Genomic DNA, 15434 nt, shown 5'->3' with positions numbered 1-15434 from the left:
ATGAGCGACGCGGAACGCGTCCTCCCCCGGGAATTGACTGATCTTCCCGAGGAGATCCGCAGCGTCCCGCCGCCGCCGATCCCGGACCTGCCCGAGCCGTACGGTTTGCGTCTTGCCGAGCCGGACGCCGACGCCGAGATGATCGCCGAGTGGATGGGCCGCCCGCACCTGGTCGAAGCCTGGGAGTCCCACTGGCCGGTGGCGCGGTGGCATCGATACCTGCGGGCGCAGCTCGACGGGGGCTTTTCTCGTCCGTTCCTGGCGCTGCACGACGGGGTGGACCGCGCCTATATAGAGATGTACAGGGCAGCAAAGGATTCCATCGCCACCCGCTACGACCACGATCCCTACGATCTGGGCTTGCACGTCGCGGTCGCCGATTTGGATTACATCCAGCGTGGACACGTCGGTTACCTGCTGCCGCACTTGGTGGGCAGCATCTTCACGCTCGATCCCCGGTGTCGCCGAATCATGTTCGACCCCGACCACCGCAATGCGTTGGCGCGCAAGTTCTGTGAGCGCGGCGGCTGCGCATTCCTCGGCGAACACGACATGGCGAATCGGCGCATGGCCCTGTACGTGCTGCCCCGCACCCCCGACGACGTCCCGCGCGCCTGACTCAGAACAGCTCGGCGAGGCGCTGCCCGATGAACGCCGCCGCTACGCCCAACACCACGCTGACGACGACGTTGGCGAGCGAGGAGCGCAGCTGGCGCTCCTCGCCGAGTCGCTGCGTTTCCAGCATCCAGGTCGAAAACGTGGTGTAGGCGCCGACGAACGCCGTGCCGGCCAGCAGGGCGGCCTCCTTGTTGAGCGCCAAACCCCCGAGAAATCCGAGAAGCGCTGCGCCACTGATGTTTACGACGAGCGTGCCGAACGGGAACGGCCGGGACACCCGGCGCGCGACCGCACGGTCGATCACAAAGCGCAGCACCGATCCGACGCCGCCGATGAACGCGACGCCCAGCCACACCACGGCAGTCGTCGCGGTGGTCATCGGCGCACCCGCACCCGGCGCACCAACTTGGTGGCCAGGTGCACCGCCAGCAGCCCGAGCACGATGCTGGCGACGGTGTAGCCGACGGCCAGCCCCCAATGACCGTGCTCGATCATCCTCACCGTCTCGACCTGCATCGTGGAGAAAGTCGTTAAACCGCCGCACAATCCGGTGCCCAGCAGCGGGCGCCGATAGCTCGACGTCGGCAACCGCTCCAGCAGCCGGGTGGTGAAGTAGCCCACCAGAAACGCCCCGACGATGTTGACCGTGAACGTCGGCCACGGCCAGCTCTCTGGGTGGCCACCGGCGAGGTCGCTCAGGGCGGCCCGGGCCAGGGAACCCAGCGCCCCACCGGCAAACACCGCGGCCAATTCGCGATAGTCCCGTTGCGCCACTGGCGTCGATTCCCTTCGTTTGCCGGTGCGCTACGCAGCGTATGGCGGGAGTCCAGACCGGCGCAGGCCGGGGGCGGCGGGAGACGGGCAGAATTGGTAACCATGGTGGCCAACCCTCGCGCCGGTCAGCCGGCCCAACCCGAAGACCTTGTCGATCTGCCCCACCTGCTGACGGCCTATTACTCGATTCAGCCCGATCCCGGCGACGTCGCCCAGCAGGTGGCATTCGGCACGTCGGGCCACCGCGGGTCGGCGCTCAATGGGGCGTTCAACGAGGCGCACATCCTGGCGATCACCCAGGCCATCGTCGAGTACCGCACCGCCCACGGCATTACAGGCCCGTTGTTCATCGGCCGGGACACGCACGGCCTCTCCGAGCCGGCCTGGGTCTCCGCGCTGGAGGTGCTGGCCGCCAACGACGTCGTCGCCATGATCGATTCCCGCGACCGGTACACGCCGACCCCGGCGGTCAGCCACGCCATCCTCACTTACAACCGCGGTCGCACCGACGCGCCGGCCGACGGGATCGTCGTGACGCCGTCGCACAACCCGCCCTCGGACGGAGGCTTCAAATACAACCCGCCCAACGGTGGCCCGGCCGACACCGACGCCACCAACGCAATCGCCAAGCGCGCCAACGAGATTCTGCGCGACGGCTCGGGCGTCAAGCGCATCCCGCTGGCCCGCGCGCTACAGACCGCGCAGCGCCACGACTACCTCGGTAACTATGTCGACGACCTGCCCAACGTGGTCGACATCGATGCCATCCGCGCGGCCGGGGTGCGGATCGGCGCCGACCCGCTGGGCGGGGCGAGCGTGGACTACTGGGGCGAGATCGCCACCCGTCACCGCCTGGATCTGACCGTGGTCAATCCGCTGGTCGACGCGACATGGCGGTTTATGACGCTCGACCACGACGGCAAGATCCGGATGGACTGCAGCTCACCGGACGCGATGGCGGGACTCATCCGCGGGATGTCCGACAACCCCGGCCGCTACCAGATCGCCACGGGCAACGATGCCGACTCGGACCGCCACGGCATCGTCACGCCCGACGCGGGGCTGCTCAACCCGAACCACTACCTGGCGGTGGCCATCGAATACCTGTACACGCAGCGGCCGTCGTGGCCGGGCGGCATCGCGGTCGGCAAGACCGCGGTCAGTTCGTCGATGATCGACCGGGTGGTCGCCGGCATCGGCCGCAAGCTCATCGAGGTGCCGGTCGGCTTCAAGTGGTTCGTCGACGGCCTGATCGAGGGCGGCATCGGCTTCGGCGGCGAGGAATCGGCCGGTGCGTCGTTCCTGCGGCGCGACGGGTCCGTGTGGACCACCGACAAGGACGGCATCATCCTGGCCCTCCTGGCCTCGGAAATGCTGGCCGTCACGGGGACGAGTCCCTCCCAGCGCTATCAACAGTTGACCGCCGAATACGGCACGCCGTTCTACGCGCGGGTCGACGCGCCCGCCGACCGCGACCAAAAGGCCCGGCTCGCCAAGCTGTCCGCCGACGAGGTGACCGCGACGGAACTGGCGGGGGAGCCCATCACCGCCAAGCTGACCGCGGCACCCGGGAATGGGGCCGCATTGGGCGGATTGAAGGTGACGACAGCCAACGCGTGGTTTGCCGCGCGACCGTCGGGAACCGAAGACGTGTACAAGATTTATGCGGAATCTTTCAACGGAGAAGAGCATTTAGCCGAGGTGCAAGAAACTGCGCGCGAGGTAGTTAATAAAGTCATTGGGTGACCCTTTCCCTCCGCCTTACCCGTCCGGGGGGACGCGCGTCGCGTTCGACCCGTCTGCCGCGCGAAGTTTGGATCCTTAGCTGGGCAAATATCATGGTCGCGCTTGGTTACGGAGTCATTTCACCGGCGCTGCCGTCTTTCGCCCGCAGTTTCGGCGTCAGCATCAAGGCGGTGACTTTCTTAGTCACCGTCTTTTCGTTGGCCCGCCTGTGTTTTGCGCCGGTCAGCGGGCAGCTGGTCCAGCGGTTGGGGGAGCGGCGGATCTACATCGGCGGGATGGTGATCGTCGCGGTCTCCACCGGCGCGTGTGCGTTTTCCCAGGCTTACTGGCAATTGATGGCTTTCCGCGTCATCAGCGGAATCGGATCGACAATGTTTTATGTTTCGGCGCTGGGACTGATGATCCATATCAGCCCGCCCGACGCCCGCGGACGGGTCGCGGGCCTTTTCACCACGTCGTTCATGGTCGGGGCCGTGGGCGGCCCGGCCGTCGGCGCCCTGGCGGCCGGTTGGGGGCTCACCGCGCCGTTCATCGTGTACGGCGTCGCTTTGCTCGGTGTGGCGGTGGTGCTGTTTTTCGGCTTGCGGAATTCGGCCCTGGCGGCCCCGGGGCCGCCGACGCGGTCGACGGTGACGATGCGAGAGGCGTTGCGCGTGCGCGCCTATTGGTCCTCGCTCGGGGCCAATTTCGCGACCGGTTGGTCGGCGTTCGGCCTTCGTGTCGCCCTGGTCCCCTTGTTCATCACCGACGTCATGGGCCGCGGCGTCGGCGTCATCGGCATTGCGCTCGCGGCATTCGCCGGGGGCAACGCGCTGGCCATGATCCCCAGTGGCTACCTGTCCGACCGGATGGGACGGCGCACGTTGATGATCGTGGGCCTGGCGTTGTCCGGCGCGGCTACCATCTTCTTGGGCGCGGCGTCGTCATTGCCGAGGTTTCTGGTCGCCGCGGTGGTGGTGGGGGCGGTGACGGGCATCTACATGTCGCCGATGCAGGCCGCCGTCGCCGACATCCTGGGCAGTGAGGCGCGCGCGGGCAGTCCGGTGGCGGCCGTGCAGATGATGTCCGACCTGGGCGCGATCGTCGGATCCATGACGCTCGGTTGGGTCGCCGAGCGGCTGAGCTACGGCTGGGGTTTCATCATCAGCGGCATCGTTTTGCTGATCGCCGCGGTGGGCTGGGTGGTGGCGCCGGAGACCCGGACGGTGCCCGTTCCGGAGCCCGACCCCTTGCCGTCTCCGCACACGCTGAATCTTCCTGAGCAGCAACTTTGAAGGACGGTTACCGGTGGTGTAGCTTCGATGAGCACGACTTGGGGCTATGGCGCAGCTGGTAGCGCACCACACTGGCAGTGTGGGGGTCAGGGGTTCGAGTCCCCTTAGCTCCACCGAAATAACTGGGCGCATCGCGCCAATCGACGTCGCGGATTTAGCAGAATGCGGCGGTCATGAAACTCCCGCCGGCCACGAGCGCGATGACGAGCGCGGCGGTCTCGTGTCCCGTCGACGCCGCGGCGACGACGCCGGCGACCGCGCTGATGAATATCGTGACGGCCAGAAACGCCATGAACAGCCGGTGCGAATTGACCGCTGCGCCGGAACGAGGCGTGACCATGGCCTTGTTCGTACGATTCACGCCCACCATGAAATCTCCTTGGTTGTGACGCCCGCAACATATAACGCGCAGATGTGGCCTGCATCACACATCACTAGGCGCGCCGTGGTATCAGTCCGGTATCATTCGGCTATGGGAATGACTCTTCGGCCCAGTGAACAGCAGGCGGAAGCGCTGCGCAGGCAGGCCAGTGCGGAAGGCCGATCGATGCAGGCCGTCGCGCTGTCGGCCATCGACGAGTACATCGCCCGGCGGGCGCACAAGGCCAAGGTCGCCGATGCGCTGCAGCGCGTGCTTCGCGAGGAGGCAGGTGTTCTGGAGCGCCTCAAGGACGCATGACGGACTATCTGGACCTCGAGGATCTTCTGGAAATTGCCCGAAAAGCCGTCGGAGTGGACGTCATTGTCCGGGATTACGGCTTGCTTGAATCCGCTCTGGCGCGTCCTCGAGCCTCCATCTTCGGCCAGGACGCCTACCCGGATCCCCACGTCAAGGCCGCCGCACTGCTGCATTCGCTGACACGGAATCACGCGCTGGTGGACGGGAACAAGCGACTCGGGTGGGCGGCCTGCCGGACGTTCCTGGCAATCAACGCCCAGTGGATCAGTGCGCCCGAGGACGATCGCTTCGATTTGGTGATCCGGGTGGCCACCGGTGCGATGGCCGGTCTCGACGACATTGCGGCACAACTGCGCGGCTGGAGCCACCCGTGACCGCTGCGAACCACGCCGGCTTCGGGCAACGCCGTTATGCGGCGCGATCCGCCAATTAGGTTTTCGTCCTGGGTCGCATTAATCTAGCCCGCGGTTCGATTGCGACTCAGGAAAGCAGCCATGCCTGTTCAGCCCACGTTGCTGCGCCGACAAGCGTCGCGCGGCGTTCGTCGACAGCGGGTCGTCCCCCGCGTGAAGTGTCCGATGGTCGGTCAGTGCTTCGACATCGAAGTCACCCGCGACGCCGACGGATGGGCGATCACCGTCCCCGAGATCGGCAGGTCCACCCGCACGACAAGTCGGGCCGCTGTGGAACTGGCCGCGCGCGAATGCATCGCAACCTGGACCGGCATCCCGATCGGTTATGTCGCCGTCTACGTCGTGAGCGAAATCGCCTAACGGTCGAGGGCGCGTTGTTGTCGGGCGGCCTGCAGGATCGAGCCGGCGGTGACGAACGCGGGTTTGTCGCGATCCTTGGCCTCGACGGGCAGTCCGGCCGCGCGGCGCAGCACCATCAGTGCAAGCCCGCTGTATGTCGCATAAGGAACGATCAAAAGGTTCACCCGCTCCTCGCCGCCGATGAACGTCATCACGTGCTGGCGCTTGTGTTCCCATCCGTGCCAGTTGAAATCGGGCGGTCGTTGTAGTGCCGGCCAGTTGACGTTGACAGAGCAGATGTCGCCGAGCAGGGGTGTCAGCGCCGCGACAAGGCCGGGTAATTCGTTGGTGATGCGGTCCGCGCGTGGCCACCACGCTCCGTCGATGTCGCCGCCTAACTGGCGGGCTACCGAGACCCGGACGGGGACGGCCGTGCGTCGGCTCGCCGTGCGATACACAGATTGTTCCTAAGTTCGGCATCGCTCGTCCGCGGTCGCGTGGCGAGTGGAGGAATCGCATTGCCTTTGGGTGTTCACTGCGCCCATTGCGGTGGAACACCGCGGACAACGAAACGGCTCACCTACGACGCTACCCCACCACCGAGATTTGCTCGCTATAGGAGCGCGCTCATGTGACCAGGGGCAGCGCGTAACCGCGACGCAGCTTGCCGGACGGCGTCTTGGGAATCGCCCCCGGGGCCAGCACCACCACACTGCGTGGCCGCGCCGCGACTTCGGTGACGACTTCATGAGCGACCTCATGCTTGATGCGCCGCACCTGCGCGGGATCGTCGACGTCGTTCGACTCCACCGCAACGGCAAACGATTCCCGCGAACGGCCGGCATCGAGCCGCACGGCGGCCACACACCCTGCGCGCACCCCGACGACGCGCCCGGCAGCACGTTCGACATCAGCGGGGTAGATGTTGCGTCCGGCCATGATGATGACGTCTTTGGCCCGACCGCACACGACCACGTGGCCCTGCTCGGTGAGATAACCCAGATCGCCGGTGTTCAACCACCCCTGGTCGTCTTGAGCGGCCATGAAACCGGCCGTCGTGAGATACCCGGACGTGACCGGATCTCCCCGCAACTCGATGACTCCCACACCGCGGGGCGCCTGAACGGCGCCGTCCTCATCGACGACGCGTGCCTGTATACCCTTCAGCAGCGGCCCCAGCGATGCGAGTCGACGAGTGCGGCCGGCGGCGGTGGGCACTGCGCGGCGCAGCACCGCCAGCATATCGCCGTCCACCTCATCAACGACGAGTCCACGGCCACACTCCGAAAATGACACCGCCACAGTCGTTTCGGCCATTCCATAAGCGGGCAAGATCGCTTCTGGACGCAGTCCGAACGGCACGCCGGCCAAACACAGTTCCTCCACGTCGGCCGGTTCGACCTGCTCGGAACCTGATAATGCCCACCGCAACGACGACAGATCAAAATCACCGGGCTTTGCGTGCCGCCGTAACCGCTTGGCGAGCATCGCGTAGGCGAAATTCGGTGCCGCGGTCATGGTCGCTCGGTACTTGTCGATCAACTTGGGCCACAACAAGATATCGGACAAGAAGTCGAGTGGCGTGATCTTGACCAACTCGGCACCGAATAGCATTGGCACCGTTAAGAATCCGGTCATTCCCATGTCGTGGAATAGCGGTAACCAGCTCACGATCACGTCGGTGTCCAAGTCGTACTGGGCACCGACGAACATCGCCTCGGCGTTGGCGAACACGTTCGCATGGGTGATCATCACTGCTTTAGGGCAATCCGTCGAGCCAGACGTCAACTGCAGAAGCGCCAGATCGTTCTCATCGCTGTCGACGACGGTGGTCGGTGCGGCGCTCAATAGCTCGGCCATCGTCACCACCGCGACATCGTGCTCGGCTAACACGTCCACCGCGGCCATGAACGGCTCCGACACGATCACGACGGTTGCCTCGATCATCGTGATGACCGCCAAGGTGTCGCGCACCCACGCCTGCAGATCGGTGCGTGGCGTCGGTTGATGCAGCATCGTCAAACACGCGCCGCGCAGCCAGACCCCCTGCGCGATCGGCGCGACTTCCGCCGGAGCGCCGGCCAGCACACCGACCCGATCGCCCGCGCCGACCCGGAGGGCGGCCAGTCCGCCGGCTACCCGTCGGGCGCTCTGATGTACTTCGGCCCAGCTAGACCGAACCGGCGAACCAGGTTCGCCGGTCACCAGGCCATGGGTACTCGACTCCGCAGCGCAGAGCATCGCGTCAACGAATCTGCTCACCGCCACCTCCCCTGTGTCAGGCCAGCTACAGGCCTGTTTTGGTCATCTCGGGACGTATGAGGTGCCGAGGACATGCTACTGACCTCAGGCGCGTCTCCCCGGAGGGCGCGCCGCTTGTCCGGGTCAGGCTGACGGCGCGGCAAGCTGATCCGTCCGCGAGAAACGCCGAACTACGGATAGGCTGTTGGGAACAAGGGAGGATGGACGTCATGTCCACACAGAATTGGTGCGACGCACCCGAGATTCACCCGTCGCAGATCCGGGTCGGCGACGTCATCGGCACGCGCCGCCCCACGGAACTGCGCCTGACCGTCAAGATGATCAGTGGTCCGCAGAGCGGTCCGCGGCAATGGACATTCTTCAGCCGCGACGACAACGGCCAACAGCGCACCAGCACGTTCGGCGAGGACGACGTGGTTCGCAGATACGCCAAAGCGGCATGACGATGCCGTAGATTCGTGCCAAACGCCAAGGGCGCCAACGGATCTAGGATTCCGCGGCGATGGCGATCGACTTCGTTTCCAGGTAACCGTCGAGGCCTTCGGGCCCGAGTTCGCGGCCGTAGCCGCTGGCCTTGACGCCCCCGAAGGGCGCGAACGGATCCATCGTGTAGCCCTGGTTGACGCCGACGGTCCCGGTGTGGATGCGGGTGGCCATCGCCAGCGCACGGTCGCTGTCGTTGCTCCACACCGAGCCGGCCAGGCCGTAATCGGAATCGTTGGCGATCGCCAGCGCCTCCTCGTCATCGCGGTAGGGGATGACGGTGATGACGGGCCCAAAGATCTCCTCCCGGGCGATGCGCATCGAATTGTCGGCCGCCGCGAACAGGGTGGGCCGGACATACCAGCCGCGGTCGAGTCCGTCGGGCATGTCGGTGCCGCCGATGACGACGCGCGCCCCCTCGTTCTGGCCGATCTCGATGTAGTCGCGAACGCGTCGCTGCTGGCGCCGGGACACTAACGGACCGAGCTGGGTGTCGGGATCGTTGGGATCGCCGACGCGAAGGCCGGCCATCTCGGCGGCGAGCGCGTCGACGTACTCGTCGTGGCGCCCCTGCGGCACCAGGACCCGGGTGAGCGCATTGCAGATCTGGCCGCTGTTGGACAGGCTCGCGGATCGCACCCCGGCGGCCACCTTGTCCGGCGATGCGTCGTCGAGAACCAGGGCGGCGGACTTGCCGCCGAGTTCCAGGCTGACTTTGGTGAGGTTGACCGCACACGATGCGGCCACCGCCCGCCCCGCCGCGGTGGAGCCGGTGAACGACACCTTGTCGACGCCCGGGTGGGCGACGAGGTAGGCGCCCAGCGCACCGTCGCCCGGCAGGATGCTGACCACGCCCGGCGGCAGGCCGGCTTCGGCGATCATCTCGCCTAAAAGCAGCGCGTCCAACGGGCTTTCGGGGGCGGGTTTGAGCACGACGGCGCAGCCGGCCAACAGCGCGGGCACCAGTTTGGTGACGATGAGGAACTGGGGCATGTTCCAGGGCACGATCGCCGCGACGACGCCGACGGGTTCCTTGCGGACGTGCACGTCGCTTCCGAAGAACCCGGGCCTGGTCTCCTGCCACGGGTGCCGTTCGGCCAGGTCGCAGAACGCGCGCATCATGAATGCCGGCAGGCCGACCTGGGCCCGCTGGGCGAAGCTGATCGGGGCGCCGATCTCGGCCGTGATCGTGGTGGCCATCTCCGCGCGGCGTCCGTCGTAGATGTCGGCCAGGCGCCGGATCGCGGCGACCCGTTCCGCCGGCTCGCTGCGGCCCCAGGGCCCGAAGGCCGCGCGCGCCGCCGCCACCGCCGCGTCGACGTCGTCGGATCCCGCCGCATTGACCTCGGCGATCGGTTCCTCGGTGTGCGGAGAGATGACGTGCAAGACGCCGGCCTGCGGCCGCGCCCCATCGCTTCCGGCGATCTGCACTGCGGGGTGATGGTCCATCCGCGCCTCCCGGGGCCAGTATCAACTACTTGCTATTGGTGACACGAGGATATACCGTCGGCCGTGACGGAGCCCTCAGGGATCGGTGAAACCGGTGCGCGGGTGGTTGTTTTCGCGCAGGCATTGCTGCAGTTTCGCTGAGATTGGACTGCTAAGGAGCGATCATGGCTCGATTTCCTAAACCGCCGGAGGGGAGCTGGACCCAGCATTACCCGGAATTGGGCACCGAGCCGGTGTCCTACCGGGACTCGATCAGCCCCGAGATCTATGAGTTGGAACGTGACGCCATCTTCAAGCGTGCCTGGCTCAATGTCGGTCGTGTTGAACAGCTTCCGCGCAAAGGCAGTTACCTCACCCGCGAGCTGAAGGTTGTCAACACCTCAATCATCTTGGTGCGCACCACGTCTGGCGACATCAAGGCTTATCACAACGTGTGCCGGCATCGCGGCAACAAGCTGGTGTGGAACGACATGCCGCAGGAAGAAACAGCCGGGGTGTGCCGGCAGTTCACCTGCAAGTACCACGGCTGGCGCTACGACCTGGACGGCAACCTCACCTTCGTGCAGCAGGAGGAGGAGTTCTTCGACCTCGACAAGGGCCGCTACGGGCTGGTGCCGGTGCACTGCGACGTGTGGGAAGGGTTCATCTTCGTCAACTTCGCCAAGAAGCCCGAGCAGTCGCTGCGAGAGTTCCTCGGACCCATGATCACCGGGCTGGAAGGTTATCCCTTCGACAAGATGGTCTCGCGCTGGTGCTATCGCTCCGAGGTCAAGGCGAACTGGAAGCTCTACATGGACGCGTTCCAGGAGTTCTATCACGCGCCCGTGTTGCACGCGAACCAGTCACCGACCGCGTACTCGAAGGCGGCCGCCGAGGCGGGTTTTGAGGCCCCGCACTACCGGCTGGACGGGCCGCACCGGCTGGTCAGCACCTCGGGGGTGCGCGCCTGGGAAATGGCCGACGAGATGCGCAAGCCGATGGAGGACGTCTGCCAGAGCGGGCTGTTCGGGCCATGGGACAAGCCCGATCTGGGCCCGATGCCCGAGGGGCTCAACCCGGCGAAATGTGATCCGTGGGGGCTGGATTCGTTCCAGCTGTTCCCCAACTTCGTCATCCTGTTCTGGGGCCAGGGCTGGTATCTGACCTACCACTACTGGCCGACGTCCTATAACAGTCACCTCTTCGAGGGCACGCTGTACTTCCCGGCGCCGCGCACCCCGCGTGAGCGCGTCGCTCAGGAACTGGCGGCGGTGTCGTTCAAGGAATACGGGCTGCAGGACGCCAACACGCTGGAGGCGACCCAGACGATGCTCGAATCCCAGGTGATCGACGAGTTCTTGCTGTGCGACCAGGAGGTCCTGATCCGTCACCTCCACAAGGAGACCGCCGCCTGGATCGATGACTATCGCCGGACGACGAGCGCGGGGGTGTGAACGAGATGCCGATGCTGCCCGCCGAGTTCGCCGACCTCGAACCGTTCGCCGACTGGTGCCTGGCGAGCGAACCCGAACGTTACGCCAAGAGGCTGGCCAGTTCCATGGTCGAAATGAAGGCCTTCTACGACGCGATCACCCCGCGGGCCGAGGAGGCATTGTCGTTCTGCGACAAGTTTTCTCTCGACGACCTGCCGGACGACGTTCTGAATCTGATGCACCTGCTCTACTCCATGATCATGGTGTCGTTCCCGGTGGAGTGCTGGAAGCAACCCCGCGTCCCCGACTCGGGTGCTTCGACCCTGGACTGCGTGTCCGAGCCGGTTCCATGACCGAGGCGATCGTCCTGCGGGCGGCGCGGTGGGCCGACGTCGTCACGGGCCGGATCCACGCTCCGGCGGTGATCGTGGTCGACGGCGAACGCATCTCCGCGATCAATCCCGAAGGGCCGCTGCCGGACTCGGCCACCATCGTCGATCTCGGCGACGTGACGCTGCTGCCGGGCCTGATGGACATGGAGCTCAACCTGCTCATCGGCGGACCCGGCGGGCCGGAGGGCCTGCCGTCGCCCATGCATGGCGTGCAGGACGACCCCGCCTATCGCACGTTGCGCGGGGCGGTCAACGCGCGCACCACCCTGGAGGCCGGGTTCACCACGGTGCGCAATCTCGGGCTGATGGTCAAGACCGGCGGGTATCTGCTCGACGTGGCGCTGCAGCGCGCAATCGACCAGGGGTGGCACGTCGGGCCTCGCATCTATCCCGCCGGCCATGCCGTCACCCCGTACGGCGGGCACCTGGACCCGACGGTCTTTCAGCGGTTGGCGCCCGGGGTCATGCCGCTATCGGTGGCCGAGGGCATCGCCAACGGCGTACCCGACGTGATCGCCTGCGTGCGTTACCAAATCCGGCACGGCGCCAAGCTGATCAAGGTGTCGGCCTCGGGCGGGGTGATGTCGCACAGCACCGCGCCCGGCGCGCAGCAGTACTCCGACGCCGAGTTCGCCGCGATCGCCGACGAAGCCCACCGGGCTGGAGTCCGCGTGGCCGCGCACGCCGTCGGGGACACCGCGGTCCAGGCCTGCATCCGCGCGGGCATCGACTGCATCGAACACGGCTTTTTGGCCAGTGACGAAACGATCCAGATGATGGTCGACCACGGCACCTTCCTGGTCTCGACCACCTACCTGACGGAGGCCATGGCCATCGACCGCATCGCGCCGGAGCTGCGCAAGAAGGCGCTGGAGGTGTTTCCGCGCGCAAAGGCCATGCTGCCCAAGGCGATCGATGCGGGCGTCCGGATTGCGTGCGGCACCGACGCGCCGGCCATCCCGCACGGCCAAAACGCCAAAGAACTGGGTGCGCTGGTGCAGCGGGGCATGACTCCCGCGCAGGCAATCCGGGCGGCCACGGTGGTGGCCGCCGAGCTGATCGACGCTGACGACGAGTTGGGCAGGCTGGCGCCCGGCTATCTCGCGGACATCATCGCTGTGCCGGGAGACCCGTTCGACGACATCGCCAAGACGCTCGAAGTCCGTTTTGTCATGAAGAACGGACAGATCTACAAAAGCCCCGCGGCCTGACGGAGGCAGGTATGGAACTCACCGACAACATCCTGTGGCTGCTCAAGCAGGCCTTCTATTACTCCCTGACCACCATCAACGAGGCGATGCGCGAACACGGCGTGAGCACCGCCCAGATCGGTGTGCTGCGCCAATTGGCCAACGAACCCGGGTTGTCCGGCGCCGAATTGGCGCGGCGGCTGCTGATCAGCCCGCAAGGCGTCCAGCTCGCGCTCACCGCGTTGGAACGCCGTGCCCTGGTGGAAAGGAAGCAGGACCCCCAGCACGCGCGCATCCTGCGGGCCTACCTGACCGGCGAGGGCCGCAAAGTCGCCGAAACGGTGGTCAGTGACGCGATCGCCGCACACCAGGAGGTGTTCGGCGTGCTGACCGAGGAAGAGCAGCGGACCCTGCGCGAATTGCTGGGCCGCGTGGTCGAAAAGGGCACCGGCCATGAGCTGTTCGACGATCACGTCGACGGATGACGTGACCAATATCTAGTACTTGAGACTAATCGCAAGTAGTTGATACTCTGACGGAGATGGGCGATCACCACAGCACAGCCAACGCCGGTCCGGCGACCGTGACCGGCGGCGCAGCGGGCGCTGTCGACATGGCCGATGCCCCGGAAGGCTTTGTGCCGCTTCGGGTCAAGCACGTGATACCCGAAACCCGCGACGCCGTGTCGATCGTTCTCGATGTTCCCCGGGGCAGCGCGGCACGGTTCGGCTACCAAGCCGGGCAATTCCTGACGCTGCTGGTCCGCGTCGACGGGCGCGAGTACCGGCGCTGCTACTCGATGTCGTCATCCCCCGCGGTCGGTGAAGACCTGCGCATCACGGTCAAACGCGACCGCGGCGGCGCGGTGTCCAACTGGCTCAACGACACCGCCGCACCCGGCGACCTGCTCTACGCCCTTCCACCGCAGGGACGCTTCGTCTTGAACGACACCGGCCGGGACCTGGTCGCGTTCGCCGGCGGAAGCGGCATCACGCCGGTGTTTTCGCTGTTGCGCACCGCGCTGGTGTCCGGCACGCGCGGCGCGCGGTTGTTCTACGCCAACCGAAACCGGGACGCGGTGATCTTCGACGAGGCCCTCAAAACGCTGGAAAAGCGCCACGCGGACCGTTTCGTCCTGCACCACCATCTCGACGACCAACGCGGCTTCGCCACCCAGGCGGACATCGCCGCGTTCGTCGAGAACACCGACGGCGCCGACTTCTACGTCTGCGGGCCGAACGAGTTCATGGACACGGTGCGAACCGCCCTGGGCGCGGCGGGCGTGCCCACCGGCCGCCTGCACATCGAGCATTTCGACGTGACCGACGTGGCCGCGGCGGCGCCGCCGGAGACCGACGCGGTCACCGACGAGGTCACCATCGTGCTGGACGGATCGACGACCACCGCGCCGTACTACGCGGGCAACACGCTGTTGCAGACAGCCCGTATGGCGGGGCTGCGGGCGCCGTCCTCGTGCGAAATCGGTTCGTGTGGAACGTGTATGGGGCGCCTGACGCAGGGTAGCGCCCGGATGATCAACAACGATGCGCTCGACCAGGATGAGGTCGACGACGGCTGGGTGCTGACGTGTCAGGCCGTGCCGACCAGTCCCACGGTGCGGGTGGTCTACGAATGAGCGATAGGGCGGCGGATGCGATGACCAGGGTGGCGGTGGTGACCGGCGGCGCCTCAGGCATGGGCGAGGCGACGTGTCACGAATTGGGCCGGCGCGGCCTCAAGGTGGCCGTCCTCGATGTCAACGAGCATGCGGCGCAACGCGTCACCGACGGCCTGCGCGCCGAAGGCGCGACCGCGCTCGCAGTGGGCGCCGACGTCACCGATCGGTCCGCCGTCGAGCAGGCGTTCGCGAAGGTGCGCAGCGAACTGGGACCGGTGACGGTCCTGGTGACCAGCGCCGGGATGTTCGGGTTTTCGCCCTTCTTGGACATCACCGCCGCATCCTGGTCGCGGATCATCGATGTCAACCTGACCGGCACGTTTCATTGCTGCCAGGTCGCGCTCCCGGACATGGTGGAGGCGAACTGGGGGAGAATCGTGATGATCTCGTCGTCGAGCGCCCAGCGCGGATCCCCGTTCGCCGCCCACTACGCGGCGTCCAAAGGCGCGGTGATCACGTTGACCAAGTCGCTGGCCCGCGAATACGCGGCGAACGGGATCACCGTCAACAACATCCCGCCCTCGGGCATCGAGACCCCGATGCAGCACCAGGGCCAGGCCGCCGGGTACCTGCCCTCCAACGAGCAGATCGCCAGCAATATCCCGGTGGGCTACCTGGGCACCGGGGCCGACATCGCGGCCGCGGTGGGCTTTTTGTGTTCGGAAGAAGCGAGGTACATCACCGGTCAGGTCTTGGGCGTCAACGGCGGATCGGTGATGTGATAG

The 15434-nt window shown here is 66.3% G+C and carries 19 protein-coding genes and 1 tRNA gene; 14 read left to right on the top strand and 6 right to left on the bottom strand.

Translation table 11 applies throughout. The features are described from left to right. Positions 1-618, top strand: a complete 618-nt coding sequence (locus OCQ_RS19155) for a GNAT family N-acetyltransferase (RefSeq protein WP_014385540.1) — start codon at positions 1-3, stop codon at positions 616-618. Between the two features lies 1 nt (position 619). Here the strand turns inward: OCQ_RS19155 and crcB (OCQ_RS19150) are convergent, their stop codons facing one another. Next, positions 620-997, bottom strand: a complete 378-nt coding sequence (crcB, locus tag OCQ_RS19150; RefSeq protein ID WP_014385539.1) for a fluoride efflux transporter CrcB — start codon at positions 995-997, stop codon at positions 620-622. Next, positions 994-1392 carry a fluoride efflux transporter CrcB gene (crcB, locus tag OCQ_RS19145; protein WP_008259297.1) on the bottom strand — a complete coding sequence of 133 codons (399 nt, stop codon included), beginning with the start codon at positions 1390-1392 and terminating at the stop codon, positions 994-996. Before crcB (OCQ_RS19145) ends, crcB (OCQ_RS19150) begins: the two co-directional genes overlap by 4 nt. A gap of 102 nt (positions 1393-1494) precedes the next feature. On the opposite strand from crcB (OCQ_RS19145), the gene pgm reads away from it, so the two are divergent. From pgm to OCQ_RS19130, 3 genes are all read left to right on the top strand, one after another. Beyond that, complete coding sequence (gene pgm, locus OCQ_RS19140; RefSeq protein WP_014385538.1) at positions 1495-3138, top strand: phosphoglucomutase (alpha-D-glucose-1,6-bisphosphate-dependent); 1644 nt, start codon at positions 1495-1497, stop codon at positions 3136-3138. A gap of 92 nt (positions 3139-3230) precedes the next feature. Further along, complete coding sequence (locus OCQ_RS19135; RefSeq protein WP_014385537.1) at positions 3231-4412, top strand: MFS transporter; 1182 nt, start codon at positions 3231-3233, stop codon at positions 4410-4412. Positions 4413-4452: 40 nt separating this feature from the next. Next, positions 4453-4525 (top strand) — tRNA-Ala (locus OCQ_RS19130). 41 nt (positions 4526-4566) lie between these two features. Here the strand turns inward: OCQ_RS19130 and OCQ_RS19125 are convergent. Beyond that, positions 4567-4782 (bottom strand): hypothetical protein, encoded by a 216-nt coding sequence (locus tag OCQ_RS19125; protein WP_009954684.1) that lies wholly within the window; start codon positions 4780-4782, stop codon positions 4567-4569. 102 nt (positions 4783-4884) lie between these two features. Here OCQ_RS19125 and OCQ_RS19120 point away from each other — a divergent pair, with 102 nt between their 5' ends. The 3 genes from OCQ_RS19120 (at position 4885) to OCQ_RS19110 (ending at position 5864) form a co-directional block, all read left to right on the top strand. Continuing rightward, a complete protein-coding gene (locus tag OCQ_RS19120) occupies positions 4885-5091 on the top strand; it encodes a hypothetical protein (RefSeq protein ID WP_026071253.1) in 207 nt (68 codons plus the stop codon). Beyond that, positions 5088-5465 (top strand): type II toxin-antitoxin system death-on-curing family toxin, encoded by a 378-nt coding sequence (locus OCQ_RS19115; RefSeq protein WP_009954685.1) that lies wholly within the window; start codon positions 5088-5090, stop codon positions 5463-5465. Before OCQ_RS19120 ends, OCQ_RS19115 begins: the two co-directional genes overlap by 4 nt. A 204-nt stretch (positions 5466-5669) precedes the next feature. Then, complete coding sequence (locus tag OCQ_RS19110) at positions 5670-5864, top strand: hypothetical protein (protein ID WP_014380809.1); 195 nt, start codon at positions 5670-5672, stop codon at positions 5862-5864. Here OCQ_RS19110 and OCQ_RS19105 read toward each other — a convergent pair. Together OCQ_RS19105 and OCQ_RS19100 are read right to left on the bottom strand one after the other, a co-directional pair. After that, positions 5861-6301 (bottom strand): DUF5994 family protein, encoded by a 441-nt coding sequence (locus tag OCQ_RS19105; protein WP_009954687.1) that lies wholly within the window; start codon positions 6299-6301, stop codon positions 5861-5863. The genes OCQ_RS19110 and OCQ_RS19105 overlap by 4 nt on opposite strands. A gap of 169 nt (positions 6302-6470) precedes the next feature. After that, the gene (locus OCQ_RS19100; RefSeq protein WP_041785756.1) at positions 6471-8105 is read right to left on the bottom strand and encodes a fatty acyl-AMP ligase; all 1635 of its coding nucleotides are present in this window, start codon (positions 8103-8105) and stop codon (positions 6471-6473) included. 209 nt (positions 8106-8314) lie between these two features. On the opposite strand from OCQ_RS19100, the gene OCQ_RS19095 reads away from it, so the two are divergent. Next, complete coding sequence (locus OCQ_RS19095) at positions 8315-8548, top strand: hypothetical protein (protein WP_026071254.1); 234 nt, start codon at positions 8315-8317, stop codon at positions 8546-8548. Between the two features lie 43 nt (positions 8549-8591). Here OCQ_RS19095 and OCQ_RS19090 read toward each other — a convergent pair whose 3' ends face one another. Continuing rightward, on the bottom strand, positions 8592-10037 hold the full coding sequence (locus OCQ_RS19090; protein ID WP_014385535.1) for an aldehyde dehydrogenase: 1446 nt from the start codon (positions 10035-10037) through the stop codon (positions 8592-8594). A 164-nt stretch (positions 10038-10201) separates the two neighbouring features. Here OCQ_RS19090 and OCQ_RS19085 point away from each other — a divergent pair, with 164 nt between their 5' ends. From OCQ_RS19085 to OCQ_RS19060, 6 genes are read left to right on the top strand one after another with little or no spacing between them, the layout of a single operon-like run. Further along, complete coding sequence (locus OCQ_RS19085) at positions 10202-11470, top strand: aromatic ring-hydroxylating oxygenase subunit alpha (protein WP_014942713.1); 1269 nt, start codon at positions 10202-10204, stop codon at positions 11468-11470. After that, positions 11467-11802, top strand: coding sequence for a hypothetical protein (locus OCQ_RS19080; RefSeq protein ID WP_008259272.1), 336 nt, complete (start codon positions 11467-11469; stop codon positions 11800-11802). The genes OCQ_RS19085 and OCQ_RS19080 overlap by 4 nt, the downstream gene beginning before the upstream one ends. Further along, complete coding sequence (locus OCQ_RS19075) at positions 11799-13052, top strand: metal-dependent hydrolase family protein (protein ID WP_014385533.1); 1254 nt, start codon at positions 11799-11801, stop codon at positions 13050-13052. Before OCQ_RS19080 ends, OCQ_RS19075 begins: the two co-directional genes overlap by 4 nt. Positions 13053-13063: 11 nt before the next feature. Next, positions 13064-13516 (top strand): MarR family winged helix-turn-helix transcriptional regulator, encoded by a 453-nt coding sequence (locus tag OCQ_RS19070; RefSeq protein ID WP_008259268.1) that lies wholly within the window; start codon positions 13064-13066, stop codon positions 13514-13516. 56 nt (positions 13517-13572) lie between these two features. After that, the gene (locus OCQ_RS19065) at positions 13573-14667 is read left to right on the top strand and encodes a ferredoxin--NADP reductase (RefSeq protein WP_014385532.1); all 1095 of its coding nucleotides are present in this window, start codon (positions 13573-13575) and stop codon (positions 14665-14667) included. A gap of 20 nt (positions 14668-14687) precedes the next feature. After that, the gene (locus tag OCQ_RS19060) at positions 14688-15431 is read left to right on the top strand and encodes an SDR family NAD(P)-dependent oxidoreductase (protein ID WP_014383055.1); all 744 of its coding nucleotides are present in this window, start codon (positions 14688-14690) and stop codon (positions 15429-15431) included. Positions 15432-15434 lie beyond the last annotated feature (3 nt).

It is taken from the genome of Mycobacterium paraintracellulare (genome assembly GCF_000276825.1).
GTDB lineage: Bacteria > Actinomycetota > Actinomycetes > Mycobacteriales > Mycobacteriaceae > Mycobacterium > Mycobacterium intracellulare.
Note: the sequence above shows the minus strand (reverse complement) of the source record. Positions and strands in the feature narration are given on the sequence as shown.

What these genes read in the sequence shown, in the direction of transcription:
- OCQ_RS19135 (WP_014385537.1), top strand. Translation starts at nt 3,231, where the DNA reads ATGGTCGCGCTTGGTTACGGAGTCATTTCACCGGCGCTGCCGTCTTTC.
- OCQ_RS19125 (WP_009954684.1), bottom strand. Translation starts at nt 4,782, where the DNA reads ATGGTGGGCGTGAATCGTACGAACAAGGCCATGGTCACGCCTCGTTCC.
- OCQ_RS19120 (WP_026071253.1), top strand. Translation starts at nt 4,885, where the DNA reads ATGGGAATGACTCTTCGGCCCAGTGAACAGCAGGCGGAAGCGCTGCGC.
- OCQ_RS19065 (WP_014385532.1), top strand. Translation starts at nt 13,573, where the DNA reads ATGGGCGATCACCACAGCACAGCCAACGCCGGTCCGGCGACCGTGACC.
- OCQ_RS19085 (WP_014942713.1), top strand. Translation starts at nt 10,202, where the DNA reads ATGGCTCGATTTCCTAAACCGCCGGAGGGGAGCTGGACCCAGCATTAC.
- OCQ_RS19070 (WP_008259268.1), top strand. Translation starts at nt 13,064, where the DNA reads ATGGAACTCACCGACAACATCCTGTGGCTGCTCAAGCAGGCCTTCTAT.
- OCQ_RS19110 (WP_014380809.1), top strand. Translation starts at nt 5,670, where the DNA reads ATGGTCGGTCAGTGCTTCGACATCGAAGTCACCCGCGACGCCGACGGA.
- OCQ_RS19060 (WP_014383055.1), top strand. Translation starts at nt 14,688, where the DNA reads ATGACCAGGGTGGCGGTGGTGACCGGCGGCGCCTCAGGCATGGGCGAG.
- OCQ_RS19095 (WP_026071254.1), top strand. Translation starts at nt 8,315, where the DNA reads ATGTCCACACAGAATTGGTGCGACGCACCCGAGATTCACCCGTCGCAG.
- pgm (WP_014385538.1), top strand. Translation starts at nt 1,495, where the DNA reads ATGGTGGCCAACCCTCGCGCCGGTCAGCCGGCCCAACCCGAAGACCTT.
- OCQ_RS19155 (WP_014385540.1), top strand. Translation starts at nt 1, where the DNA reads ATGAGCGACGCGGAACGCGTCCTCCCCCGGGAATTGACTGATCTTCCC.
- OCQ_RS19075 (WP_014385533.1), top strand. Translation starts at nt 11,799, where the DNA reads ATGACCGAGGCGATCGTCCTGCGGGCGGCGCGGTGGGCCGACGTCGTC.
- crcB (WP_014385539.1), bottom strand. Translation starts at nt 997, where the DNA reads ATGACCACCGCGACGACTGCCGTGGTGTGGCTGGGCGTCGCGTTCATC.
- OCQ_RS19115 (WP_009954685.1), top strand. Translation starts at nt 5,088, where the DNA reads ATGACGGACTATCTGGACCTCGAGGATCTTCTGGAAATTGCCCGAAAA.
- OCQ_RS19090 (WP_014385535.1), bottom strand. Translation starts at nt 10,037, where the DNA reads ATGGACCATCACCCCGCAGTGCAGATCGCCGGAAGCGATGGGGCGCGG.